Origin of the sequence: Paraclostridium bifermentans (genome assembly GCF_964259345.1) — a bacterium.
Classification (GTDB): Bacteria; Bacillota; Clostridia; order Peptostreptococcales; family Peptostreptococcaceae; genus Paraclostridium; species Paraclostridium bifermentans_B.
On sequence record NZ_CAXVJR010000003.1, the window covers coordinates 96,880 to 123,750 of the forward strand.

The 26,871-nt window shown below is 28.1% G+C and carries 26 protein-coding genes and 2 other annotated features; of the genes, 25 read left to right on the forward strand and 1 reads right to left on the reverse strand.

The genetic code is table 11. From position 1 onward, the window contains the following. Positions 1 to 80 precede the first annotated feature (80 nt). The 18 genes from spoIVA to ACEXNK_RS06865 all read left to right on the forward strand — a co-directional run bounded on the left by spoIVA (position 81) and on the right by ACEXNK_RS06865 (position 18,218). The gene (gene spoIVA, locus ACEXNK_RS06780) at positions 81 to 1,553 is read left to right on the forward strand and encodes a stage IV sporulation protein A (RefSeq protein ID WP_373598410.1); all 1,473 of its coding nucleotides are present in this window, start codon (positions 81 to 83) and stop codon (positions 1,551 to 1,553) included. A gap of 138 nt (positions 1,554 to 1,691) precedes the next feature. After that, positions 1,692 to 3,158 (forward strand): alanine/glycine:cation symporter family protein, encoded by a 1,467-nt coding sequence (locus ACEXNK_RS06785; RefSeq protein ID WP_373598409.1) that lies wholly within the window; start codon positions 1,692 to 1,694, stop codon positions 3,156 to 3,158. 125 nt (positions 3,159 to 3,283) lie between these two features. After that, entirely contained in the window at positions 3,284 to 4,486 is a 1,203-nt protein-coding gene (locus ACEXNK_RS06790) for an HlyD family efflux transporter periplasmic adaptor subunit (protein ID WP_373598408.1), read from the forward strand. Between the two features lie 18 nt (positions 4,487 to 4,504). Beyond that, a complete protein-coding gene (locus ACEXNK_RS06795) occupies positions 4,505 to 5,209 on the forward strand; it encodes a YggS family pyridoxal phosphate-dependent enzyme (protein WP_373598407.1) in 705 nt (234 codons plus the stop codon). A gap of 28 nt (positions 5,210 to 5,237) precedes the next feature. After that, positions 5,238 to 5,708 (forward strand): cell division protein SepF, encoded by a 471-nt coding sequence (locus ACEXNK_RS06800; RefSeq protein WP_373598406.1) that lies wholly within the window; start codon positions 5,238 to 5,240, stop codon positions 5,706 to 5,708. A 24-nt stretch (positions 5,709 to 5,732) separates the two neighbouring features. Beyond that, entirely contained in the window at positions 5,733 to 5,984 is a 252-nt protein-coding gene (locus ACEXNK_RS06805; protein WP_373601573.1) for a YggT family protein, read from the forward strand. 5 nt (positions 5,985 to 5,989) lie between these two features. Beyond that, positions 5,990 to 6,775 (forward strand): YlmH family RNA-binding protein, encoded by a 786-nt coding sequence (locus tag ACEXNK_RS06810; protein WP_373598404.1) that lies wholly within the window; start codon positions 5,990 to 5,992, stop codon positions 6,773 to 6,775. A gap of 12 nt (positions 6,776 to 6,787) precedes the next feature. Beyond that, complete coding sequence (locus ACEXNK_RS06815) at positions 6,788 to 7,297, forward strand: DivIVA domain-containing protein (RefSeq protein ID WP_373598403.1); 510 nt, start codon at positions 6,788 to 6,790, stop codon at positions 7,295 to 7,297. Between the two features lie 68 nt (positions 7,298 to 7,365). Beyond that, positions 7,366 to 7,601, forward strand: a binding site (T-box leader). A gap of 57 nt (positions 7,602 to 7,658) precedes the next feature. Next, positions 7,659 to 10,766: an isoleucine--tRNA ligase gene (ileS, locus tag ACEXNK_RS06820; protein WP_373598402.1), complete on the forward strand. Its 3,108-nt coding sequence runs from the start codon at positions 7,659 to 7,661 to the stop codon at positions 10,764 to 10,766. A gap of 131 nt (positions 10,767 to 10,897) precedes the next feature. Continuing rightward, positions 10,898 to 11,132 (forward strand) — a binding site (T-box leader). Positions 11,133 to 11,178: 46 nt separating this feature from the next. Beyond that, a complete protein-coding gene (locus tag ACEXNK_RS06825) occupies positions 11,179 to 11,877 on the forward strand; it encodes a 5'-methylthioadenosine/adenosylhomocysteine nucleosidase (protein ID WP_373598401.1) in 699 nt (232 codons plus the stop codon). A gap of 12 nt (positions 11,878 to 11,889) precedes the next feature. Beyond that, entirely contained in the window at positions 11,890 to 12,894 is a 1,005-nt protein-coding gene (gene trpS / locus ACEXNK_RS06830; protein WP_373598400.1) for a tryptophan--tRNA ligase, read from the forward strand. A 112-nt stretch (positions 12,895 to 13,006) separates the two neighbouring features. Next, a complete protein-coding gene (locus ACEXNK_RS06835) occupies positions 13,007 to 13,387 on the forward strand; it encodes a DUF5665 domain-containing protein (protein WP_373598399.1) in 381 nt (126 codons plus the stop codon). Positions 13,388 to 13,397: 10 nt separating this feature from the next. After that, positions 13,398 to 13,889: a TraR/DksA C4-type zinc finger protein gene (locus tag ACEXNK_RS06840; RefSeq protein WP_373598398.1), complete on the forward strand. Its 492-nt coding sequence runs from the start codon at positions 13,398 to 13,400 to the stop codon at positions 13,887 to 13,889. 17 nt (positions 13,890 to 13,906) lie between these two features. Next, positions 13,907 to 14,641, forward strand: coding sequence for a polysaccharide deacetylase family protein (locus ACEXNK_RS06845; RefSeq protein ID WP_373598397.1), 735 nt, complete (start codon positions 13,907 to 13,909; stop codon positions 14,639 to 14,641). Positions 14,642 to 14,759: 118 nt separating this feature from the next. Beyond that, positions 14,760 to 15,203, forward strand: a complete 444-nt coding sequence (gene lspA / locus ACEXNK_RS06850) for a signal peptidase II (RefSeq protein ID WP_373598396.1) — start codon at positions 14,760 to 14,762, stop codon at positions 15,201 to 15,203. A gap of 8 nt (positions 15,204 to 15,211) precedes the next feature. Then, positions 15,212 to 16,123, forward strand: a complete 912-nt coding sequence (locus tag ACEXNK_RS06855; protein WP_373598395.1) for an RluA family pseudouridine synthase — start codon at positions 15,212 to 15,214, stop codon at positions 16,121 to 16,123. 207 nt (positions 16,124 to 16,330) lie between these two features. Next, on the forward strand, positions 16,331 to 16,864 hold the full coding sequence (gene pyrR, locus ACEXNK_RS06860; RefSeq protein WP_373598394.1) for a bifunctional pyr operon transcriptional regulator/uracil phosphoribosyltransferase PyrR: 534 nt from the start codon (positions 16,331 to 16,333) through the stop codon (positions 16,862 to 16,864). Between the two features lie 100 nt (positions 16,865 to 16,964). Beyond that, a complete protein-coding gene (locus ACEXNK_RS06865; protein WP_373598393.1) occupies positions 16,965 to 18,218 on the forward strand; it encodes a uracil-xanthine permease family protein in 1,254 nt (417 codons plus the stop codon). A gap of 18 nt (positions 18,219 to 18,236) precedes the next feature. On the opposite strand, the gene ACEXNK_RS06870 is transcribed toward ACEXNK_RS06865, so the two are convergent. Then, positions 18,237 to 20,006 carry an Rqc2 family fibronectin-binding protein gene (locus ACEXNK_RS06870; RefSeq protein WP_373598392.1) on the reverse strand — a complete coding sequence of 590 codons (1,770 nt, stop codon included), beginning with the start codon at positions 20,004 to 20,006 and terminating at the stop codon, positions 18,237 to 18,239. A gap of 179 nt (positions 20,007 to 20,185) precedes the next feature. Here ACEXNK_RS06870 and dapF point away from each other — a divergent pair, with 179 nt between their 5' ends. The 7 genes from dapF (at position 20,186) to priA (ending at position 26,865) form a co-directional block, all read left to right on the forward strand. Beyond that, positions 20,186 to 21,016 (forward strand): diaminopimelate epimerase, encoded by an 831-nt coding sequence (dapF, locus tag ACEXNK_RS06875; protein WP_373598391.1) that lies wholly within the window; start codon positions 20,186 to 20,188, stop codon positions 21,014 to 21,016. A gap of 3 nt (positions 21,017 to 21,019) precedes the next feature. Further along, positions 21,020 to 21,901, forward strand: a complete 882-nt coding sequence (locus ACEXNK_RS06880; protein WP_373598390.1) for a YicC/YloC family endoribonuclease — start codon at positions 21,020 to 21,022, stop codon at positions 21,899 to 21,901. An 11-nt stretch (positions 21,902 to 21,912) separates the two neighbouring features. After that, on the forward strand, positions 21,913 to 22,173 hold the full coding sequence (remA, locus tag ACEXNK_RS06885) for an extracellular matrix/biofilm regulator RemA (protein ID WP_373598389.1): 261 nt from the start codon (positions 21,913 to 21,915) through the stop codon (positions 22,171 to 22,173). A gap of 14 nt (positions 22,174 to 22,187) precedes the next feature. Beyond that, on the forward strand, positions 22,188 to 22,802 hold the full coding sequence (gene gmk / locus ACEXNK_RS06890; RefSeq protein WP_373598388.1) for a guanylate kinase: 615 nt from the start codon (positions 22,188 to 22,190) through the stop codon (positions 22,800 to 22,802). Positions 22,803 to 22,804: 2 nt separating this feature from the next. Then, entirely contained in the window at positions 22,805 to 23,074 is a 270-nt protein-coding gene (rpoZ, locus tag ACEXNK_RS06895; protein WP_373598387.1) for a DNA-directed RNA polymerase subunit omega, read from the forward strand. Positions 23,075 to 23,080: 6 nt separating this feature from the next. Further along, positions 23,081 to 24,280 carry a bifunctional phosphopantothenoylcysteine decarboxylase/phosphopantothenate--cysteine ligase CoaBC gene (gene coaBC, locus ACEXNK_RS06900; RefSeq protein WP_373598386.1) on the forward strand — a complete coding sequence of 400 codons (1,200 nt, stop codon included), beginning with the start codon at positions 23,081 to 23,083 and terminating at the stop codon, positions 24,278 to 24,280. A 128-nt stretch (positions 24,281 to 24,408) separates the two neighbouring features. Beyond that, entirely contained in the window at positions 24,409 to 26,865 is a 2,457-nt protein-coding gene (gene priA / locus ACEXNK_RS06905) for a primosomal protein N' (RefSeq protein WP_373598385.1), read from the forward strand. Positions 26,866 to 26,871: the final 6 nt, after the last annotated feature.

A 26,871-nucleotide genomic window follows, 5' to 3' on the forward strand; every position in this document is an offset into this window, starting at 1 on the left:
TGGTTTTTTTTTATTTTTGTAATAATACTCCAATTATTAAAATATACTTTATTAAGAATTTGTATGCAGGAGGGTTATATATGAATAATATATATGAGGATATAGCAAAAAGAACTCAGGGTGACATATACATAGGTGTAGTTGGGCCTGTGAGAACAGGAAAATCTACATTTATAAGAAAATTCATGGAGTTGTTAGTATTACCTAATATAGAAAATGAATTTAAAAGAGAAAGAACTCAAGATGAAATACCTCAAAGTGGATCAGGGAAGACTATAATGACAGTGGAACCAAAATTTGTTCCAGCAGATGGAGTAGAAATAAAAATAAGAGAAAATGTTTCTATGAAGGTTAGGATGGTAGATTGCGTAGGGTACATAGTTGATGGAGTTTTAGGGCATGAGGAAGATGGAAAGCAAAGGTTGGTATCTACACCATGGTCTAGTGAGGCTATGACTTTTGAAAAAGCTGCTGAAATAGGAACAAGAAAAGTTATAAAGGATCATTCTACTATAGGAATTGTAATGACTACAGATGGAAGTGTAACAGGTATAGATAGAAAAGGATACTCTGTACCAGAAGAAAGAGTTATAAATGAGTTAAATGAACTTAAAAAACCATTTGTTATAGTTTTAAATACATTAGATCCAAATTCAGAGTCAACATTAGAGTTAAAAAGAGAATTAGAAGAAAAATATGATAAACCTGTAATACCTTTAAATGTATTAGCTATGGATGAAGATGATATAGAGGTAGTAATGGAGAATGTTTTATATGACTTCCCAGTTAATGAAATAAACATAAATTTCCCTAAGTGGATAGAAGGATTAGAAAAGAATCATTGGATAAAAAATAATATAATATTTGCTATAAAACAAAATATAAATGAAGTTGGAGTAATAAGAGATGTAAATAACATTATAGAAGGATTTAAGAGTTTAGACTTCTTGGAAGAAACTCAAGTAGATAATGTAGAACTTGGAGAAGGCATAATAAGTATAAACTTAGGTACTAAAAAAGATTTATTCTACAATGTTCTAGAAGAAAAAAGTGGATTTAAAATAGATGGAGAATATGAACTATTAAATTTAGTAACAAGACTATCTAAAGTTAGTGCAGAATATGAAAAAGTAGAGCAAGCGCTTATAGATGTAAAGGAAACTGGGTATGGATTAGTAGCTCCTACATTAGAAGAGATTACTTTAGATATACCTCAAAAAGTTAAAAAAGGAAAAGAATATGGGGTAACATTAAGAGCTAAAGCTGGGTCTATACACATGATAAAAGTTGATATATCATCAGAAGTTCCAGCTGGTATAGGAACTGAGGCACAATGTGAGGAAATGCTTGAAAGCTTGAAAAAATCTTTTGAAGAAAACCCAGAAGAGATATGGGAGTATAAAACTTTTGGAAAATCAGTAAATGATTTAATAAAAGAGCAATTACAAAGTAAATTATATAAAATGCCAGTTGGCGTAAGAAGTAAGATTCAAAAGAGTCTTCAAAAAATAATAGATGACGAATGCTCTAATATAATAACTATAATTTTATAATAAAAAAAGTACATACCAATAGGTATGTACTTTTTCTTTTTTATTGAAAAGTTAGTATACAAAAGCTTGGCACGTGAATATATAAATATAACAAGATAGTTTCAAGAATTATCTGAAAAAAGAAAAAGGGGGGAGTTTATGGAATCAATAGTTAATTGGCTTAATAGTGTTATTTGGAGTTCTGCATTAGTGTATTTATGTTTAGGTGCTGGGCTTTACTTTTCATTAAGAACTCGATTTTCACAGTTACGTAATATAAAAGAGATGGGATCTTTGCTTTTAAATGGTGAAAAATCAGAACAAGGTATATCATCATTTCAAGCTTTATGTACATCTTTAGCAGGGCGTATTGGAACTGGAAATATTGCAGGAGTAGCAACAGCTATAGCTGTTGGAGGTCCAGGAGCAATATTTTGGATGTGGGTGATAGCATTTTTAGGAGCAGGTTCTGCATTTGCGGAATCTACATTATCTCAAGTATATAAAGAAGAATATGAAGGTCAATATAGAGGAGGTCCAGCTTATTATATAGAAAAAGGGTTAGGGGTAAAGTGGTATGGAATACTATTTGCTATCATAACTTTAATTGCAGTAGGATTATTTTTACCAGGGGTTCAATCAAACTCAATAGCTAGTGGAATTAACAATGCATTTAATATATCTAAAAATATAGTTGCTATAATACTTATACTAATACTAGCATTGATAATATTTGGTGGTATAAAGAGAATAAGTACAACTGCGGAAATGATAGTTCCTTTTATGGGATTAGCGTATATTATAATGGCTGTAATAATAATAGTTGTAAATATAGACCAATTACCAGCAGTAATTATATCTATATTTAAAGCCGCATTTGGAGGAGAAGAACTATTTGCAGGTATATTAGGTTCTACTATAGCTATAGGGGTTAAGAGAGGCGTTTATTCGAATGAAGCAGGTCAAGGCACAGGACCTCATGCATCTGGGGCTGCAGAAGTAAGCCATCCAGCTAAGCAAGGATTAGTTCAAGCATTTTCTGTATATATAGATACTTTATTTGTTTGTTCAGCTACAGCATTTATGATATTAATAACAGGAACTTACAATGTTGAAAATGGAGCAGGAGGATATATAATTGAAAATTTACCAGGAGTTGAAATTGGGCCTATGTATACTCAAGCTGCAGTGAACAATTTCTTACCTGGATTTGGATCTGCATTTGTAGCTATAGCACTATTTTTCTTTGCATTTACAACTATAATGGCATATTACTATATAGCAGAAGTTAATTTAGTATATTTAAATAAAAAAATATTTAGTAAAAGAAAAGGAAATGGAGCTAAGATAGCTATAAATGTATTAAGAATATTTATGTTATTCTCAGTTTGGAATGGATGTATGAAAACTGCAAGCTTGGCATGGACTTTGGGAGATATAGGTGTTGGAGCTATGGCATGGCTTAATATAATAGCTATATTGTTATTAAGTAACACTGCAATAAAATGTTTAAAAGATTATGAACAACAAAGGAAATCTGGAATTCCTAGGGAAAAAATAACTTTTGATCCTGTAAAACTAGGTATAAAAAATGCTGATTTCTGGATTAAAGACAAAGAAAATTAAAAACTTTATTAACTACAAAAGGAGCTATTTTTATAGCTCCTTTTGTAGTTAATAAAGTCTAATGAAGGAGTTATATAATTATTGAAGAAATAAATATACTATACATGTAATTGGGGGGATAATTATTGAAAAAAAGGAAGTTAAGATATAATAAAATTATTTTGGGTATTATAATAGTTTACATAATTTATAATACCATTAATCTGATTGCTAAGAAAAATATAGATACTATAGTTTTAGAAAATCAACTTATAGAAGAGAGTTTACAAAAGAAAGCTTTATTTATAAGAGATGAGTATTTATTAACATCGAATATGAGTGGGAATATAAAATACCATAAAAAGGAAGGTGAAAAAGTTACTAAAAATGATAGTATAGCTTATATTTTTAATGATAATATAGAAGAGTCAACATTAAATGATTTCGAAAATTTAAAAAAAGATATAAATAACATAAAAGATGGAAATACAGCTATAGTTAAAGATGATATAGATAAAATAAATAAAAATATTAATGATATAAGCTATAATATACAAAAACAATTATTATCAGATGATATAAATATAAACAAAGATATAAAAGAATTGGAAAAGCTTTTAAAAGACAAAACGTATATACTAAATAGTGATTTGAATAGTAAAGCACTTAAAAATAAAGAAATAGAAGAAAAAGAAGTATCTAATTTAATAAATAAAAATAAAGAAACATTTAGTTCGAAAAGTGCTGGAGTTGTTTCTTATAAGTTTGATAATAATGAAACAAAATTTAATTTAGAAAATTTAGATGAAATTAAAAGTAAAGATATAGAAAACATAGAAAATAATTACGAAACAATAAATAAAAAGGACAAAGTAAAAAAAGGAGAACCTATTGTTCGTGTTGTAAATAATTTAAAACAATATGCTGCTATAAGCTGCAATGAAAAAGAAGCTAAAAATTTTAAAGAAGGGCAACGAATTATATTATCCAATGACATTGAAAAAATAAATACAAATGTATATGATATATATAAAGATGAAAAAAATTATGTCATTATATTAGAGATAAGCGAACAAAATATAGAAATTTATGATACAAGAGTAGAAGAATTTGATATAATATATGAGTCAATAGAGGGACTTAAAATTCCGAAGGAATCTATAGTTACTGTCAATGGTAAGAAAGGTGTATATGCTATATCAGAAATTGGAGATTCGGAATTTGTAGAATTAAAAGGAAATTTATATGAAAGTGAAGAATATATAATTATCGACTATTATCAAAATGATGTAGAAGGAATTAAAAGTATAGGAATTTATGATGAAATAATAAAGACTCCTAAAAAGTAATTAAAAGCAGGTGATAAAATGAGTTTTATTAAAGGCAATATAGAAAGTATAGAGCATAAAATTGATAATGCATGTAAGGCTTCTAGCAGAAATAAAGAAGAAGTGACGTTAATTGCTGTCACAAAGACAGTAGATGTAGATGCAGTTAACGAGGCTATTGAAGCAGGAATAACTGATGTAGGAGAAAACAAACCTCAAGAGTTAGCAAGGAAATTTGAGGTTATAGGGGATAAGGTTAAGTGGCATTTAATTGGAAGTTTACAAACTAACAAAGTTAAATATATAATTGATAAAGTTTATATGATACATTCAATAGACAGATTGTCTTTATGTGATGAAATACAAAAAAGAGCAGAAAAAATAGATAGAATAATAAACTGCTTAGTTCAAGTAAATATATCTAAAGAAGAAAGCAAACATGGAATACATGAAGATGAAGCTATTGAGTTTATAAAAAATATATCGAAAAATTACCCTAACATAAGAATACAAGGGTTAATGACGATGGCACCTAATACAGAAGATAACGAACTTATATCGTCTGTATTTAAGGAATTAAAAGAATTATCTATAAAAATAAAAAATGAAAATATAAACAATGTATCTATGGAAAAATTATCTATGGGTATGAGTAATGATTTTGAGTTAGCTGTTCAAGAAGGTGCTACATATGTTAGAGTAGGAACTTCTATATTTGGACAGAGAAAGTATAACAAAAAATAATGAATATAAGTAATGGAGGATGTTAATAATGGGAAATGGTTTCATAAGTAAAATAAAAGATTGGATGACTGATGAAGTAGAAGAGGATATGTTAGATGAAGAGTTTGAAGAAATTGAAGAGGAAATAGAGGTATCTGAAGACTTAAATAGCAGTGTAGGAGCTATAGCTCAACCTAAAAGTAATAAAATTGTAAATATACATACAGCAGGACAAATGAAGGTTGTTATTGTAGAGCCTAAAAAATATGAAGAGGTTACTTCTATAGCAGATCAATTAAAACAAAGAAGAGCTGTTATAGTAAACTTAGAAAATTTAGATGATGCAGTTACTCGTAAATCTATATTTGATTTTATGAATGGAGCTGTATACGTACTAGATGGTAGTATACAAAAAGTATCTAAAGCTATATTTATATTAGCACCTAATAATGTGGATATAGATGCGAATATGAAAAAAGAATTAGAGAGTAAAGCTTTTTTCCCATGGCAAAATAAATAATTTTAAAAAGGAGTAAGATTTAATATGATACAGTACTCTTTACTTGTTTTGGCAGACATTATTCAATTTGCAATAGTAATAAGAGCATTAATGACATGGATTCCAGGTGCAGTGCAGTCAAAAGCTTATGATATTATAGGTATGTTGACAGAACCTATAGAAGGACCTATAAGAAATTTAATGAATAGATATTTTGAAGGACCTATAGACTTCTCACCTATAGTTGCAATATTTGCACTGCAATTTATAAGAATATTAATAATTAATATATTTTAATAATTATGGATAAGTTAGAACTTACTAATCACATAAAAGATATAGATTTAAAAAATAAAATGTACAAAGTTATAGATAAAGCTTACTCTAGCTTGAAAAATTATGACGTAAGATATACAGATTTTTTAAATCCATATGAGATAAAGAATTCTAGAGCCATATTAAATAGATTTGATGATCTCAAATATACTGTTGAAGGTGGAAGTAATAGAGCTGAGAGAAAAGTGATATGCATATATCCGTATTATATGGAATTTGAGGATATAGAATCTCCTGTCAAAGCATTGCAAATAGAAGGCAATTTTAAATTTAAAGATATAAAGCATAAAGACTATTTAGGAGCTTTACTTAGTTTAGGTATAAAAAGAGAAAAAATTGGAGATATAAATATACATGAAAGTTTTTGTCAAGTTCTTGTAAGTAAAGATATATCTGATTTTATAACTATAAATTTAAATAAAGTTGCAAAAAATAGTGTAACTGTAAAAGAAATAGATAAGTCTGATATAATATACTCAGAGCCTAAATATAGGGAAATATCTTTTACAGTATCATCACAAAGATTAGATTGTATAATAAGTGGTTTATACAATATATCAAGACAAGAAAGTCTAAAGCTTATAAATAGCGAAAAAGTATTTGTAGACTATGAAAAAATCATATCTACATCTAAACAAATTGAACGGGAGTCGCTTATATCTGTAAGAGGAAAAGGCAGAGCTATAATATCAGATATAGGTGGATTTACTAAAAAAGGAAAAACAAAAGTAGCAGCAAAACTAATAGTATAGGGAGGGGAATAAATGCTGACTCCAGTAGAAATAGAAAATAAAGAATTTAAAAAAGGAATACGCGGATATAGAGAAGATGAAGTAGATGAGTTTTTAGATATTGTAAAAGAAGATTTTGAGAACTTATATAGAGAAAATTTAGATTTAAAAGAAAAAATCAGAATGTATCAAGATCAAATAAATAAATATGAAAATATAGAAGAAACTCTAAAAGCGACTCTTATAACAGCTCAAACTGCAGCTGAGGATACTTGCAGTGCCGCTAATAAAAAATCTAAAATAATAGTAGAGGAAGCTGAGCTTAGATCAAGACAAATAATTGAACAAGCTAATAATAGAGTTGTTGAAATAAGAAAAGAATATGACTCTTTAGTTAAAGAGTTTAAAATATTTAGAAATAAATTTAAATCTTTACTAGAAGATGAAATAAGAAGTGTAGATGATATATTCTCAGATATAGATGAAAATAGCATAGAAAAAATAGAGGAGCTTCAAAAAGAATTATCTGATGCTTTAGAATAAAAAATGTATTGACTATTTTAAAAATTTATTATAAAATTTCATACATATATTAAAATATCATAACAAAAACAAAAGCTATGATGGAGAGAGTAGGCTTTAAATAATTTCACAGAGAGTTGGATAAGCTGAGAACCAACAAATTTATAAAGTTGAAGATCACTCCGAAGCTGCAGGCTGAACGATTATATCTATTAAGCTGTGCCGGGTAAATACCGTTATATTGAAAGAGTGCTATATATGTAATTTGCAAAAATATACATATATAGAATTAGGGTGGTAACGCGAGCAACAACTCGTCCCTTTAGGGGGACGGGTTTTTTTGTGTAAAAATAAATTAAAACAAAAAAGGAAGGTGGATTAGATGACTAAATTTAAGTCATTAGTGGATTCTTCTGTAAAAGAAGCAGAAGCTAACGTATCAGAGTACTGGAATGACATAAATATGCTAGAAAAAACTCTAGAAAAAGGTAAAGATGATCCAAGTTTTGTATTCTACGAAGGACCTCCTACAGCAAATGGAAATCCTGGAATACATCACGTTATAGCAAGAACATTAAAAGACTCTGTTTGTAGATACAAAACTATGAATGGATATCAAGTAAAAAGAAAAGCTGGATGGGACACACATGGATTACCAGTTGAAATACAAGTTGAGAAAGAGTTAGGTTTATCAGATAAGCAACAAATAGAAGCTTATGGACTAGATAAATTCAACCAAAAATGTAGAGAGTCAGTTTTCACATTTGAAAAACAATGGAGAGATATGACTGAAAGAATGGCTTATGAGATAGATTTAGATAACCCATATATAACTTTAGATAATAACTACATAGAGTCTGTATGGTGGATATTAGATAAGTTCAACAAAGAAGGATATGTATACGAAGGACATAAGATACTTCCATACTGCCCAAGATGTGGAACAGGTCTTGCATCTCATGAGGTTGCTCAAGGATACAAAGAAATAAAAAATAACACAGTAATAGCTAAATTCAAGAGAAAAGATGCTAATGAATATTTCTTAGCATGGACAACAACTCCTTGGACTTTACCATCAAATGTTGCTTTAACTGTAGGTCCTGAAATAGACTATATAAAAGTTAAGCAAAATGATGAAGTTTACTATGTTGCAAAAGCTTTAGCTAATAAAGTTTTAGGTGAAGATTATGAAGTAATAGAAGAATTAAAAGGTAAAGATTTAGAATATGTTGAATATGAACAATTAATGCCTTTTGTTGAAGCAGATAAAAAAGCATTCTTCGTAACATGTGGAGACTATGTTACGACTGAAGATGGTACAGGTATAGTTCATACAGCACCAGCATTTGGTGAAGATGACTATAACTTAGGTAGAAAATATGATTTACCAGTATTACAACCAGTTTGTGAAGCAGGTAAATTTACAACTACTCCATGGGAAGGTAAATTCGTAATGGAAGATGGAGTAGATGTTGAGATAATAAAATGGTTACATGCAGAAAATAAATTATTCAGCAAAGAAAAAGTAGCTCATAACTACCCTCATTGCTGGAGATGTCAAACTCCACTTTTATACTACGCTAAGCCAAGTTGGTATATAGAAATGACTAAGTTAAAAGACCAATTAATAGCTAATAACAAGACTGTTGAATGGTATCCAAACTTCGTAGGAGAAGGAAGATTTGGTAACTGGTTAGAAAACTTAAATGACTGGGCAATATCTAGAAGTAGATATTGGGGAACTCCACTTAATGTATGGAAATGTGAATGTGGACATAAAGAATCTGTAGGTTCAAGAAAAGAGTTAGCAGAAAAAGCTATAGAAGATATAGATCCTGAAACTATAGAATTACACAGACCATATGTAGACGATATACACTTTAAGTGTGAAAAGTGTGGGGAAACTATGACAAGAGTAACTGAAGTTATAGACTGTTGGTTTGATAGTGGATCTATGCCATTTGCGCAACATCACTACCCATTTGAAAATAAAGATAACTTTGATGAATTATTCCCAGCAGACTTTATATGTGAAGGAATAGACCAAACTAGAGGTTGGTTCTACTCATTACTTGCTATATCTACTTTCGTTACTGGAAAAGCTCCATATAAGAGAGTATTAGTTAACGACTTAGTTCTAGATAAAGAAGGAAAGAAAATGAGTAAGTCTAGAGGAAATACAGTAAATCCATTTGAACTATTTGACCAATATGGAGCAGATGCATTAAGATGGTACTTACTATATGTATCTCCACCGTGGACTCCAACTAGATTTGACGTTGATGGATTAAAAGAAGTTCAAAGTAAGTTCTTAGGAACTATGAAAAATGTATATAACTTCTTCACATTATACGCAAATACAGATGAAATAAATCCTGCTGATTTCTTTGTTGAATACAAAGATAGACCAGAACTTGATAGATGGATATTATCTAAGTTCAATAACTTAAAGAAAGAAGTAGAAGAAAACTTAGAAATATTTGAGTTAAACAAAACTGTTAGAATAATACAAGAATTCATAAATGAAGACTTATCTAACTGGTATATAAGACGTTCAAGAAGAAGATTCTGGGCTACAGAATTAACTGAAGATAAAAAATCAGTTTACAATACAACTTATGAAATATTAACAGAGTTATGTAAGTTAATAGCTCCATTTGCACCATATATATCAGAAGAAATATATAGAAACTTAACTAATGAAGTATCAGTTCATTTATCTACTTATCCAAAAGCTAATATGGATTTAATAGATAATAACTTAGAAGAAAAAATGGATTTAGTTAAGAACTTAGTTACATTAGGTAGAGCATCAAGAGAAGCTACTAGAATAAAAGTACGTCAACCTATACAAAAAGTGTTAGTAGATGGAAATTATGAAGAAACTATAAGTGATGTTGTAGACTTAATAAAAGAAGAGCTTAATGTTAAAGAAGTAGTATTTGCTAAAGATTTAAGTGAATACATGAACTTTACATTAAAGCCAAACTTCAAAGTTTTAGGACCTGTTCTTGGAGCTAAGATGAAGTTCTTTGCAGGAGCATTAAACAAGCTTGATGCAAGTGAAGTAGTACCTAAGCTTGAGGCTGGTGAATCTATAGCTGTAGATATAGATGGCGAAGAGTTTAACTTCAATAAAGAACATGTTTTAATAAATATATCAGCTAAAGAAGGATTTAATGTTACTATGGAAAATAACCTATTTGTAATATTAGATACAACTTTAAATGAAACTTTAATAAATGAAGGATATGCAAGAGAATTCATATCTAAAGTTCAACAATTAAGAAAAGCTAATGATTTTGATGTTTTAGACAACATAGATATAAACTACTGTTCAGATGATGAAATAGCTAAAGCTATAACTGAATATGCTGAATATATAAAATCAGAAACTTTAGCTTTAGAAATAAATAGAGTTGAAGATGAAACTATAGAAAAACATAACTTAAATGACCATATGACAGGTATACAAGTTATAAAGAAATAATTTTATTTTTCATTTAAAAATCCCTAGATATATATCTAGGGATTTTTAAATGAAAAATAAAAAATTAATGTTGACTTTTTATATATTAAAACATATTATATAAAATAAATGATAATAATAAAAATAAAATATTAAATCCTATGAAAAGGATTAGTAGTTAGATAAATATTTAATACAGAGAGTTAAGGGTGCTGAGAACTTAACATAAATAAGTCTAATGAATGGACCTTGGAGGAATTAGGCGAAATTGTAACAAAGAGTAGCTGATATCGTGACTGCACGTTATAGCAGATTATATTAAGTGATATATATTTTTAAAATATATATAATTTAGGTGGTACCACGGAAAATATATCCGTCCTATTGATTTAGGGCGGATTTTTTATACTTAAAACATAGGAGGAAAATAAATATGAACAGAATAGCAATAATAGGTGCGATGGATGAAGAAGTAGATATACTAAAAGACATAATGGATGTTAGAGAAACTATAGAAAAAGCTAGTTTAAAGTTTTATGTAGGAACATTACAAGGAAAAGAAGTTGTATTAGTTAAATGTGGAATCGGTAAAGTAAATGCTGCATTATGTGCTCAAATATTAATAAGTGAATTTAATGCTGACGCTGTAGTTAATACAGGAGTAGCAGGAGCTTTAAACGAAGCATTAGATGTATACGATATAGTTATATCAACTGATGCAATACAACATGACTTTGACACTACAGTATTTGGTGATAAAAAAGGTATGATACCAAGAATGGATAATTCAATATTTGTAGCAGATGAGAAGTTAATAAATGCAGCTTATGAAGCATCTAAAGAAGAAGTAAAAACTCACAAAGTTCTAAAAGGAAGAGTTTTAAGTGGTGATATATTTATAAGTAGTAAAGAATTAAAAGATGAATTAGTAAACGAGTTTGATGGATACTGCGGAGAAATGGAAGGAGCAGCTATAGCACACGTTTGTTATGTAAATAAAGTTCCATTCGTAGTAATAAGAGCAATGTCAGACAAGGCAGACGGAAGTGCTGATGTAACTTATGAAGAATTTGTAGGGCAAGCAGCTCACAATTCTAAAGATATAGTACTTGGAATGTTAAAAAATTTATAGGAGATATTAAATATGAGTGATAAAAAAATAATATTTAGTGGAGCTCAACCATCAGGAAAGTTAACTTTAGGTAATTACTTAGGGGCTATAAAAAACTGGAATGAATTACAAGAAGCATATAATTGCTATTACAGTGTAGTTGATTTACATGCGATTACAGTTCCACAAGAAGCAAAAAACTTAAGAGCTAACACAATGCAATTATTAGCTCAATATCTAGCTAGTGGATTAGATCCTGAAAAAAATACTATATTCATTCAATCTCATGTAAGTGCACATACAGAACTTATGTGGATATTAAGTACAATGACTTACATGGGTGAGTTAAGTAGAATGACTCAGTTTAAAGATAAATCTCAAAAAAGTGAAGCTAATTTAAATGCAGGATTATTTACTTATCCAGTATTAATGGCAGCGGATATATTATTATATCAAACAGACTTAGTTCCTGTAGGAGAAGATCAAAAGCAGCATTTAGAGTTAGCTAGAGATTTAGCAAGTAGATTTAACAATAGATATAGTGAAACATTTAAAGTTCCAGAACCATATATACCAAAAGCTGGAGCTAGAGTAATGAGTTTACAAGAACCAACTAAAAAAATGAGTAAGTCAGATGAAAATGAAAATTCATATATTTTATTAGTAGATGATGAAGCTACTATAAGAAGAAAAATAAAAAGAAGTGTTACTGATTCTGTGGGAATAGTTCAATACAATGATGAACAACCAGGTATTAAGAATCTATTAGATATATATTCAAAACTAGATAATAAATCTATAGAAGATTTAGTATCTATGTATGAAGGTAAAGGATATGGAGATTTTAAAGGTGATGTAGCTGAAGTCATAATAGAATCACTAAGACCTTTAAGAGAAAAATATGAATACTTATTATCTAATAAAGATTATTTAGAAACAGTGTATGCACAAGGTGCTCAAAAAGCTGAATATCAAGCAAGAAAAACACTTAGAAAAGTTTATAAAAAAGTTGGATTAATAGAGAAAAAATTCCTTTAAGTTAAATTTAAAAAGCCCTAATTATTAGGGCTTTTTTTGTATTTAAAATTCTATTTTTCATATAATAAAAAATGAAGATAACTTAGCTATTTAAAAGAGGGCGTGTTAGAATTTGAAAAAATACAGAAGAGGAAATAAATTAAAAGATGATTTTATAAGTATGAAAGATATTGATAAGAAATTACATGGAGCTGATGATAAAGAATATCATATAAGATTATTACAAATAGTAGATAATAAGTTAGATAGTTTAATGTATAGTCTTGAGCGAAGTAGAATAAGGGAATATATGATACTAACAGATAGTAGAAGACGATTATTTGCGATAAACTTTATAGCTGGAGTAGGCAAAGGATTTGGACAAGCTATAGGGTTTACAGTACTTACAGCTATAGCTGTATATTTAGTATCTAAGTGGGTAAACCTACCTATAATAGGAGAATATATAGCTGAGTTTTTAGATATTATTGATAAATATAGAAGAGATTATTAAGGAGGTATTTATGAATACTACAAAATATAAAAATACATTGTTAAAGGAAAAAAATAATATATTAAAACTTGTATCAAAAATGGAAGACAACACTGTATTTGGGGATACAGTAAAACATACTAGTGAAAAATACACATCTAGTGAATTATCTAGTTATGATAATCACCTTGGAGATATAGGAACTGATGTATTTATGCAAGAAATGCAAAATAGCTTAACTAACCATGAAAAATTCAAGTTAAATGAAATAGAAAATGCTTTATATAAAATAGAAAAAGGAAATTACGGTTTTTGTGAAAAATGTAATAAAACTATAGATGAAGATAGGTTGGAGTTTTTACCTGAAACAAGACTATGCTTAAATTGTTCTAAAAAAGAAGAAAGACCTGTAAATAATATTGAAAGTGTAAGTGTAAAAGATAACTTTAGTGGACCTAACTTATTTACAAATGTGGTTGAAGATTTAGTTGATATGAACAGAAATAATAAAAATGAATATTAAGAAAAGAGGTTAGCGTTTTGAAAAATATAAAAGCAATTTTAGGATTCGCTTTTTTAGTTGGATTAATATTAGTTGGAGTTAAAAATTTAGATAAAATAGGAAGCCATCAATTAGCTCAAATAAATAATAAAAATTACAATGATATTATAATCAAAAAAGGAAATGAAAATAAAAAAATTATTGCATTAACATTTGATGATGGGCCAGATGAAGACTTTACACCTCAAATTTTAGATATATTAAAAAAATACAATGCTAAAGCAACTTTTTTTGTAGTAGGTCAAAAAGTTGAATGGAATCCCGAAATTGTTAAAAGAGCCTATGATGAAGGACATGAAATAGGAAATCATACATTTACACATATAAATATATGTAAAAATTCAAATGAAAAAATACTTAAAGAGATAAGTGAAACTCAACAAGCAATAAAAAATGTAACAGGATATGAACCAAATTTATTTAGACCACCTTATAGAGCTATGAATGAATCATTATTCAATATAATTAAATCAAATAATATGAAGGTTGTATTATGGTCTGATATAGACACAAAAGACTGGAGTAATCCTGGAGCATATAATATTGTTAAATCTATAGAAGATAAAGCATCTAATGGAACTATTGTAGTGCTTCATGATTATAATAAAATTAGAAATGATAAATCGCAAACTATAATAGCACTAGAAGAAATAATTCCTAAAATGCAAAGTTTAGGATATGAGTTTGTTACAGTATCTGAAATAACAAAATAGATTATAAATGAAAATAAGGTGGCGTTGCTACCTTATTTTCATTTATAATCTTTTATTGCTCCTATTAATATTAATCTATATAATATAGATATATTTATATTGTAAGGAGGATATTTTATTGATATATATATTAATAATATTAGGATTAATTGCATTAGATCAAGTATCAAAATATATTGCTATAAATTATTTAGCTAATATAGGAAGTATACCTGTAATAGATAATATATTTCATTTAACTTATGTTGAAAATAGAGGAGCAGCATTTGGCATGTTTCAAGATAATCAAATGATATTTATTGTTGTTGCTCTTGCAGCAAGTATATTTGGATTATATTATTTATATAAAAAAGAAGTTAACTTATTAGGTAAAACGGCTATTATTCTAATAATATCAGGAGCTATAGGAAACCTTATAGATAGAGTTAGACTAGGATTTGTAGTAGATTATTTTGACTTTAGAATAATTTGGGATTATGTATTTAATATAGCTGATGTTTTTGTTGTAGTTGGAACAATACTATTATGTATATATATAATATTTTTTGAAAATGACAAGTAGGTGAAAAGATGGAAGAAATAAGACAGTTTTTAGTTATAGATGAAGAAGAAGGAGATAGACTAGATGTATATTTATCTGCACAATTAGGAGATATGTCTAGAAGCTATATTCAAAAGTTAATAAAAGATAAAAAAGTTAGTGTAAATAATAAAATAGAAAAGGCTAAATATCTTGTTAAAGAAGATGATTGTGTAAATATAGAAATACCAGCTCCTAAGGTTTTAGAAGTAACACCGCAAGATATACCAATAGATATAGTTTATGAAGATAGTGATTTATTAATTGTAAATAAACCACAAGACATGGTGGTTCATCCAGCGCCAGGAAATTATGAAAATACTTTAGTAAATGCTATTTTATATCATTGTAGAGATAACTTATCATCAATAAATGGGGTTATAAGACCTGGAATAGTTCACAGAATAGATAAGGATACATCAGGACTTTTAATGATTGCTAAAAATAATAATTCACACAATAGCTTGGCAGAACAATTAAAAGATCACTCTATAACTAGAGAGTATGAATTTATATGTCACGGTGTAATGAAAGAAGATAAAATAACTGTTAATAAACCTATAGGAAGAAATCCTAAAGATAGATTAAAAATGGCTGTTGTTAAAGATGGGAAACATGCAGTTACACATTTTGAAGTAATTAATAGATACGAAAACTTTACTCATGTCAAAGCGACGCTTGAAACAGGTAGAACTCATCAAATAAGGGTTCATGCACTATCATTAAACCATCCATTATTAGGAGACCCTATTTACGGACCTAAAAGTAATAAATTTGGAGTAAAAGGACAAGTATTACATGCTAAAAAGCTTGGATTTATACATCCAACTAGCAAAGAATATATTGAGTTTGATTCAGAATTACCAGAACATTTTAAAACTTTATTGAAAAAAATTAAGTAAAATAGTTGAGAAAATGTATTTAGTATTATATAATGATAAAAAATGAAGATTACCTTTAAGTGATACAGAGATATCATAAGGCAAGATTTAAAAAATATGTAATTATGTATTTTTTAAAAATATGTAAGCTATTTATAGCTTCTTGCCTTATGGTAAGAAGCTTTTTATTTTTAGATTTTAACCTTACCATGAAATAGGAGGATTTAGATGAAAGAAAAAGCACAATTAATGGATGAAAAAGCTATGGCAAGAGCTATAACAAGAGTTAGTCATGAAATAATAGAAAAAAATAAAGGTGTAGAAGATGTAGTTTTAGTAGGAATAAAAACTAGAGGTGTACCTATAGCAAATAGAATAGCTAAGAAAATAGAAAGTATAGAGGGTGTGTCAGTAAATACAGGAGAAATTGATATAACTCTATATAGAGATGATTTAAAAAAGATAGATGTAGACCCAGTTATAAATGGATCTAATATAAATTTTGATATTAATGATAAAGTGGTTATATTAGTAGACGATGTGTTATACACTGGAAGAACAGTAAGAGCTGCACTAGATGCTATAATGGACATAGGAAGACCGAATGCTATACAATTGGCTGTATTAGTAGATAGAGGTCATAGAGAGCTACCTGTAAGAGCTGATTATGTAGGTAAAAATGTTCCTACATCAAAACATGAAGTAATATCAGTTATGCTAAACGAAATTGATGAACAAGATTCAGTAACTATAAAAGAATAAAAGCATAAAATTATATAAGGTTAATACCTTTTAATTCAGTACAGAGATGCTGGAAAAGGGAGAATTATTTCTCCCATACAAAAAATAGGGAGGTTTTTTTATGAAAAAAACAATATTATCATTACAACATTTATTGGCTATGTTTGGTGCGACGGTATTAGTACCTATACTAACAGGATTTGATCCATCGGTAGCAATATTTTGTGCAGGTATAGGAACTTTAATATTCCATGCATGTACAAAAGGAGTAGTACCGGTTTTCTTAGGTTCAAGTTTTGCATTTATACCTGTAATATTAGCAGCTAAAGAAGCTCACGGAGGAGATTTAGCATATGCTCAAGGTGGAATTATAGTAGCGGGACTTATATATTTAGCAATGTCATTTATAATAAGTAAAGTTGGAGTAGACAAAATAAAAAAATACTTCCCAGCACAAGTCGTAGGAGCTATGATAGCAGTTATAGGATTAAACTTAATACCTACAGCTTTTGATATGGCATCAAATAACTTTATGGTTGCTATAATAACACTAGGACTAGCAATAGCTATAAATGTATTTGGTAAAGGATTTGTAAGACAACTAAACATAATAATAGCAGTAGCTATAGGATATATTATATCTTTAATATTAGGGAATGTAGATGTATCTCTTATGAGTGGATCATCATTTTTACAAATACCAGATTTTAGATTACCAAAGTTTAGTTTAGAAGCTATAGTATTAATAGCACCTGTAGTTTTAGCGGTATTCATGGAACATATAGGAGACATGACTACTAATGGAACTGTAGTTGGAAAAAATTTCATAGAAGAACCAGGTCTTCATAGAACTTTAATGGGAGACGCATTAGCTACAATAGCAGCAGGATTTTTAGGAGGACCAGCAAATACTACTTATGGAGAAAATACAGCAGTACTTGCTATAACTAAAAACTATGATCCTTCAATATTAAGAAGAACTGCTATATGTGCAATATTACTTGCATGTGTAAGTAAGTTTGGAGGATTTTTACAAAGTATACCTACTGAAGTTATGGGAGGAATAAGTATAATGTTATTCTCTATGATTTCATATGTAGGATTAAAAACTATAAATGATAGCAAATGTGTGAGTAGCAAGAAAAATATAATAATAATAGCAACTATAATGATAATAGGTTTAGGAACTACTTATTTAGGAAATAAGGGAATAGTAATAGGTATACCTATCACTAGTACAGTTACAATAACTGGACTTAGTTTAGCTGCTATAGTTGGAATAATATTAAATAGAATATTAAACAAAGATGACTTTAAACAAGGTGTTAAAGAAGTTACAGAAGAACAAGCAGTTCTTAATTCACAACTTGTATAATAAACTAAAAAACAGGGCTTAGCCCTGTTTTTTTAGTTTAACAACAATTTCTTCTGATGGAGTTACATACATAGTGCTATTTGTTTCATATATAACCATACCTGGCTTTGAACCATTTGGCTTTTTAACATTTTTCTTTAGTGTATAATCTACAGGAACCTGAGAAGACATTTTAGATTTACTGAAAAATGCAGCTAACATAGCTCCTTCAAATAATGTTGTTTCAGGTATTTCTTTTCCTTCGCTTTTTATTATTACATGAGAACCTGGAATATTTTTAGTATGCATCCACATATCATCATTATTTGCTACTCTTAATGTTAGAAAATCATTTTGTTTATTATTTTTACCAACTAATATGGTAAATCCATCTGAAGATATATATTCATTTGGATTAGTCGTTAGTTTGTTTTTTTCTTTTTTGGGATTAACTTTTCCGCGCATGTAACCAAGTTTTTGAAGTTCTTCTTTAATATCATTTAACTCAGCTATATTATCACAATTGTCAATACTAAGAATTATATTTTCTAAATAGTTAATTTCCTCTAGGCTAATTTCTATTTGAGCTGATATTTCTTTTTTAGCATGCTTAAGCTTATTATATCTTTTAAAACATTTTTGTGCATTTTCTGAAGGAGTAAGATTTGGATTAAGATTAATTTTTACTGTAGAACAATTAGGGTCGTAAAAATTTTGTACCTCTACAGAATCCATTCCTTTTTCTACCATATATATATAAGATGTTATAAGCTCACCTTTAATTTTATAAGACTCTGCATTGTCAGATTCTTTAAGTTCTAACTCTTGTTTCTTTAATTTATTATAAAGTCTATCTAATTTTATAGAAATACTCTTTTTAAAATCTGAAGCTCTTTGATTTATTCTCTCTTTAATATCTTTATGAGCATAAAAATTTTCTATAATAGAAGATATGCTTATATCGTGAACAACTTTTAATTCACTAAACATAGTTAAATCTATACAGCTAAAATCTAATAATTTATCAGTTTTTGGATCAAGTGCTAAGCAAGGGCTATAGCTTTTATCTTTTAGATTTGAAACAATATTATTGAACTCACTATAAAGATTATCAAAATCCAAGTCATTAAGGTTTAAAACAGCCTCTGAAGCATCTAGATCACATCTAAAACATATTTCTTTAGATATAGTAGGACTTATACCTAAAAACTTAGAATAAAGACATTTTGATATATTTCCATCGAAGACAGATACAATATTTTTAAATTCATCTTTAGAAATATTATATAAAGGGTTAAACTTATCTTGAGCTGGAGGAAGCTGGTATGTCATTCCAGGTAATATTTGTCTTACTCTACTTATACTAGGTGGGATTCTTTTTATAGAATCTACTATTTTATTCTCTTCATGAGTAAGAATTATATTACTATGTCTTCCCATAATCTCAATTATTAAAGTTTTTTCAGTTTTAGATTTTAACTCATCTAAAGACTCAACTGTTATTTTTAGTATTCTTTCAAAATCTATTTGAGAAACACTTACAATATTTCCACCTTGAATGTACTTTCTAAGAAGCATACAAAACATAGGTGCAGTTATAGGGTTTTCTTTCTTATAGTTTTTAGAAAGATATGCTCTAGGGTTTGAAGCACTTGCGCTAAGAACTAACTTAAAGTTTTCTTTATTATTTCGTATATGTAAAACTATTTCATCGTTTTCTGGTTGATATATTTTATCTATTTTACCACCAACTAGTTTAGAAGATAGTTCATCTGAAATAGAATGGACAACTAAACCATCAAATGCCATAATATCATTCCTTTCAAAATTTATTGATAAGTAGATTATTACACAACTATATAATAATGTGAATATAATATTTTGAATATAGTTCAAAATATTATATAGCTTATAGTCAATATAATTTCCTTTTATGATTAAAATATTGTATAATAAGCTAAGAATTTAAATTAATAGGGGGGATATAAATGAACTTCTGGAAACTACATGGAGTTGGAAATGATTTCATAGCAATCGATGGTAGATTTGATAATATAGATTCTAATGACTACTCAGATTTAGCAAAAAAAGTATGCCATAGACACTTTGGAATAGGAGCAGATGGACTGTTAGTAGTTAAAAATTCAGATGTATGCGATGTTGAAATGGTATACTACAATTCAGATGGATCTAGAGCTAATATGTGTGGAAATGGACTAAGATGTTTTTGTAAGTTTGTATATGATAATAATATAGTTAAAGAAAATGAATTTAGCGTATATACACTTGACGGAATAAAAAAAATATCTTTAAATATAGAAAAAGAAAAAATTAATACAGTAAAAGTCAATATGGGAAAACCAAACTTCAATCCAACGAGCATTCCAGTAAATACAGATAAGGAAGTCTTTATAAATGAAAAGTTAGTAGTTAATAATAAAGAAATAGAATTAAGCTCAATACTTATGGGAGTTCCTCATACAATCGTATTTGTAGATGAAATTACAAAAGAAGATGTATGTAAGTACGGAGAATTAATTGAAAAAAATGAAATATTCCCTAAAAAAACAAATGTTAACTTTGTTAAAGTTGATGACAGAGATAATATACATGTATACACATGGGAAAGAGGATGTGGATATACATTAGGATGTGGAACAGGAATGACTGCATCTGTAATAGTAGCAAATCACTTAGATAAAGTTAACAAGTCAGTTAATGTTAAATCAGAAGGTGGAAATGTAAGGATAGAAATACTAGATGATGTATATATGATAGGAAATGCAGTTAAAATATGTGAAGGAACTTTGGAGGTATAGTAAATGGCTATCAGCATGACAGGTTTTGGAAGAAGTGAGTACAAAAACGATAACTACCATTTTACAGTAGAATGTAGAACTATTAACCATAAATATGTGGATATAAATGTACGTCTACCAAGAAAGATATCTTTTTTAGAGGATAAAATAAGAAATGTTGTTAAAAATTATGTAAAAAGAGGTAGAGTAGATTTATATATAAAACTTGACTTAATAGGCAGTGAAGATGTAAACTTAAAATTTGATGAGACTTTAGCGACACAATATGTAAACATATTAAAAAGTATAAAGTCTAAATTTGATTTACAAGATGATATAACAGTTATGAATATAGCTAAATTTCCGGATATAATAAAAAGTGAAGAAAAAGAAGAAGATGAAGACTTATTATGGGAAATGTTAAGAGAAGCTTTAGAAGAATGTTTATGCAAATTAAAAGAGATGAGATGCGAAGAAGGTTTAAAACTTTCTAATGATATAGACATGAGATGTGACTTATTAAATGAGTACATTGAACAAATAGAAAAATATTCATATAACGTTGTTAGTGAGTATAAAGAAAAATTAAATAATAGAATAGTTGAAATAGTAGATAACCCAAGTCTAATAGATGAAAATAGATTAGCTCAAGAGGTTGCTATATATGCAGACAAATGCAGTATAACAGAAGAGATAGTAAGATTTAAAAGTCATATTGTTCAACTAAAAAAAGCTATACATAAAGATGAGTCTATAGGTAGAAAAATAGACTTCTTAATACAAGAGATGAACAGAGAAACAAATACAATAGGATCTAAATCATCAGATTTAAATATAACTAATTTAGTTGTTGAAGTAAAAAGTGAGTTAGAAAAAATAAGAGAACAGATACAAAATATAGAATAGGAGTGTTGTTTATGAGTATGAACCTTATAAATATAGGATATGGTAATGTAGTTATGGCTAATAAGGTGGTGGCTATAGTAAGTCCAGAGTCAGCTCCTATAAGAAGATTAATACAAGAGAGTAAAGAGAGTGGAATGTTAATTGATGCTACTTATGGTAGAAAAACAAGAGCTGTTATAATAACTGACAGTCAGTATATAATATTATCATCAGTTCAACCAGAAACAGTGGCACACAGATTTACAGATAAAGATGAGCATATAGAGAATTAGAAAGGAAGAGATAAATGAAGAGGAAAGGTTTATTGCTAGTTGTTTCTGGACCGTCAGGAGCAGGTAAAGGAACTATATGTAAAGAATTTTTACAAAACAATAAGGATGTAAAATTATCAGTATCAGCTACTACAAGACAACCAAGAGAAGGTGAAGTAGATGGCGTGAATTATTTCTTTGTTAGTAAAGAAAACTTTAAGAGCATGATAGATAATAATGAGTTATTAGAACATGCTCAAATATATGATAATTTTTATGGTACACCTAAGGCTGCTATATTAGAAAATTTAGAAAATGGAAATGACGTTGTCTTAGAAATAGAAATGCAAGGTGCTAGACAAATTAAAGATGTTTATCCGGAAGGGGTATTCATATTTATACTTCCTCCATCTCTTAATGAATTGAAAAATAGAATCGTTGGAAGAGGAACAGAAACAGAAGAACAAATAAATAAAAGATTTGGTTCTGCATTTAATGAAATATGCCAAATAGAAGACTATGATTATTTTATAGTAAATAAAGATGTAAAAACTTCAGCACAAGAATTAGAACATATAATATCTGCTGAAAAAAATAAAGTTTATAGATACAAAGAATGTATAATAAAGAAATTCAAGGAGGAATTATAAAAATGATAAAACCATCAATAAATGAAGTATTAAACCAAATCGATAACAGATATTACTTAGTGGTAACAGTGGCTAAGAGATCAAGAGAATTAATAGATGGAGCAGCAGCATATGTTCCAACAACTAAGCATCAACAAATAAAACCTGTTACTTTAGCTGCACAAGAAGTTGCAGATAGAAAAATACACTTTAGAGAGTTAACTGAGGAAGAAATATTATTAGAGGAAGCTAGACATCATTTAGAGCAAGTTCAAAACATAGTAGAGGAGTAATATATTATGCTAAAGGACAAGACTGTAGTTATAGGTGTTTGTGGTGGAATAGCTGTTTATAAAGCTTGTGATTTAGTTAGCAAGTTAAAAAAAACAGGTGTAAATGTACATGTAATAATGACAAAATCAGCAACTGAGTTTGTTGCACCATTAACATTTCAAACATTAAGTCAAAATTATGTTGTAGATGATATGTTTGAATCACCTAAAACTTGGGACGTAGAACATATATCTTTAGCAAAAAAAGCTGATGTATTTGTGTTAGCGCCAGCTACTGCAAATGTAATTGGTAAAGTAGCTAACGGTATAGCAGATGATATGTTAACGACAACAGTTATGGCTACAAAGGCTAAAGTGCTTGTAGCTCCAGCTATGAACACTAATATGTATGAAAATCCTGTTGTACAAAGAAATATACAAATATTGAAAGATTTAAATTATGAATTTGTAGAACCTGAAAGTGGAAGGTTAGCTTGCGGAGATATTGGATCAGGAAAGCTTGCTTCAGTTGATAAAATATTTGATAGTATAATGAGTTTACTACAAGAAAAAAATGACTTGAAGGGAACTAGTATAATTGTAACAGCGGGGCCTACAGTTGAAAGTATAGATCCAGTAAGATATATAACAAATAGATCTACTGGTAAAATGGGATATTCTATAGCTAAAAAAGCAATAGAAAGAGGTGCAGATGTAACTTTGATATCTGGACCTACAAATATAATCCCACCAAAAAATTTAAAGAAATTTATACAAACTGAATCAGCAGAAGATATGTATAATGCAGTTTTAGATAATATAGATGAAAATCAAGTTATAATAAAAAGTGCAGCAGTTGCTGATTATAAACCAAAAGATTATTCTAATAAGAAAATAAAAAAATCAGATAGTGATTTAAGTATAGAGTTAGATAGAACTAAGGATATTGCATTTGAAATAGGAAAAATAAAATCAAATAAGATTTTAGTAGGGTTTGCAGCTGAAACTAATGATTTATTAGAAAATGCAAGTAAAAAAATAAAGAAGAAAAACTTAGACTTTATAGTGGCTAATGATTTAACTGAAGCAGGAGCTGGCTTTGGTGTTGATACTAATATAGTAAAGATTATAGATAAAGAAGGTACTATAGATAAATATCCTAAAATGAAGAAGGAAGAGGTAGCTGATGTTATCTTGGATAAAGTAAAAACTCTATTAAGCATATAAGCATCTATATTATATATAGATGCTTAATTTTAATTTATAGATAAATACAATAGATAAATGATTATAAATATGGTATTAATTGTAAATGATAATAGTGAATATAATATTATAAAAATAGAGGTTAAAATATGAAACGATATGCAAAGGTTGTAGTTAGAAACAACTCTATATATACTGATAACTTATTTACATATGAAGTAGATGAGTTTTTAGTTGACAATATAAATATTGGGCATAGAGTGTTAGTTCCCTTTGGCAGATATAATAAGCCAGTAGAGGCTTTTGTTTTTAATTTAGTAAATGAGTTAGATGAAGATATAAAAACAAAAAAGATTGTGGACTTACTAGATGAAGAACCTATATTTAATAAGGATGATATAGGTTTAATTCTTTGGATGAGAAATAAATATTTATGTACATATATAGATTGTATAAACTTATTATATCCTAAAGGATATAAATTAAATAATTATAAGGTTATACAATTATTAGATATAGAAGCTGAAAATTTAACACAAAATGAAAATGAAATAATTAAAATTTTAAAAAAGAATAATAATGAAGTTAAATTTGATAAAATATCTAAAATACCCAATGCTAATAACTTAATATATAAAATGAAAAAAAATAATATTATAGATGTTAGATGGGAATATAAAGATCATAAAAATGAAAAGAAAACATATTTAATATCTTTAAATGATTGCTTAGGAGATGTTAATGATTATATAGATGAAAATAAAATCAGACTTGGGAAAAAACAAAAAGAAATTATAGAGTTTTTAAAATCTCAAGGAGAAACTGAATTAAGAGATATAATTGAATTGTTAAATACAAATAGACAATCTATTAATAAGCTTGAAGAAAAAGAGTTAATAATCTCAAAGGAACTTGATATATATAGAAAACCAGATGAAATATACAAAGTAGAAGATAAAAAAATAAGTCTCAATGAAGAACAATTGAAGGTTATAGATACTATAAACTTAGAAATGTTTGAAGAAAATAAAAAGCCATATATGTTACATGGAGTAACAGGAAGTGGAAAAACTGAAGTTTATATGGCTATAATAGAAAATGCTTTGAATCAAGGACTAGACAGTATAGTTTTAGTTCCAGAAATATCTTTAACCCCTCAAACCATATCTAGATTTAAAAATAAATTTGGAGATATTGTTGGAGTTTTTCATAGTCAATTATCTGAAGGTGAAAAGCATGATGTTTATAAGCAAATAAAAGAGGGAAATATAAGAATATTAATAGGAGCTAGATCAGCATTATTTGCACCATTTACAAGTCTTGGAGTAATAATAATAGATGAGTTTCATGAGAGTGCATATAAATCAGAAAAAAACCCTAAGTTTAATGCAATAGATGTGGCTAAATTTATAGCGAAAAAAAGAGATGTATCATTAGTACTTGGGTCAGCTACACCATCTATAGAAGAATACTACAATGCTATAAATGGAGAGTATAAATTACTTGAAATACTTAAGCGTGCTAATAATAAGCCTATGCCTAAAATAGAAGTTGTTGATATGAAAGAAGAACTAACGATAGGAAATAAAAGTATATTTAGTAATAAGCTTAAATATGAAATTGACAATGCTATAAAAAACAATAATCAGGTAATGTTATTTTTAAATAGAAGAGGATATTCAAATTTTGTGTCATGTAGGAAATGTGGATATGTATTTACTTGTGAACATTGTGATATATCACTTACATATCATAAAAAAACTAACACGGGTAAATGTCATTATTGTGGATATGAAAAAGAAATTCCAAAAGAATGTCCAGAGTGTAATAGTAAATATATAAAGCCGTTTGGGATAGGTACACAAAGAATAGAAGAAGAAATAAAAAGTATATTTCCTAATATAAAAGTTTTAAGACTAGATAAAGATACAACCTCTAGAAAAGGATCTTTTGAAGGGATTTTAAATAGTTTTAAAAACAGAGAAGCTAATGTATTAATAGGAACACAGATGCTTAGCAAAGGATTAGATTTTGAAAATGTAACCTTAGTAGGTATATTATCAGCAGATATGATATTGAAGTTTCCTGATTTTAGAAGTTCAGAAACTACATTTCAACTTGTAACTCAAGTTTCAGGAAGAGCAGGAAGGGCAGAAAAGGATGGGAAGGTAATTCTTCAAACATATGATACAGATCATTACGCAATAAAACATGCAGTTAACTATGACTTTAAAGGTTTTTATGAAGATGAGATAAAAATAAGAAAATTGTTTGAATATGCACCTTTTAACAATATGATAAGTGTTGTTATAAGTGGAAAAAATGAGATCCAGGTAGAAAAAAACGCAAAAAAGATGTATGAATCTTTAGCATACTTATTTAAAGAAAGAGGAATAAATGATTTATCGTTTATATTAGGCCCTAATAAGTGTTCTATAAGTAAAATAAACCAAAATTATAGATGGCAATTATTATTTAAGGATGATGATATTGAAATAAATCTATTAAAGGGTATAATAAAATATATATGTATAACTAAACGAGATATAGTTTTTGATAAAGGAGTTAATATATCGATAGATATTAATCCTTATAGCGTATTATAAAATTTT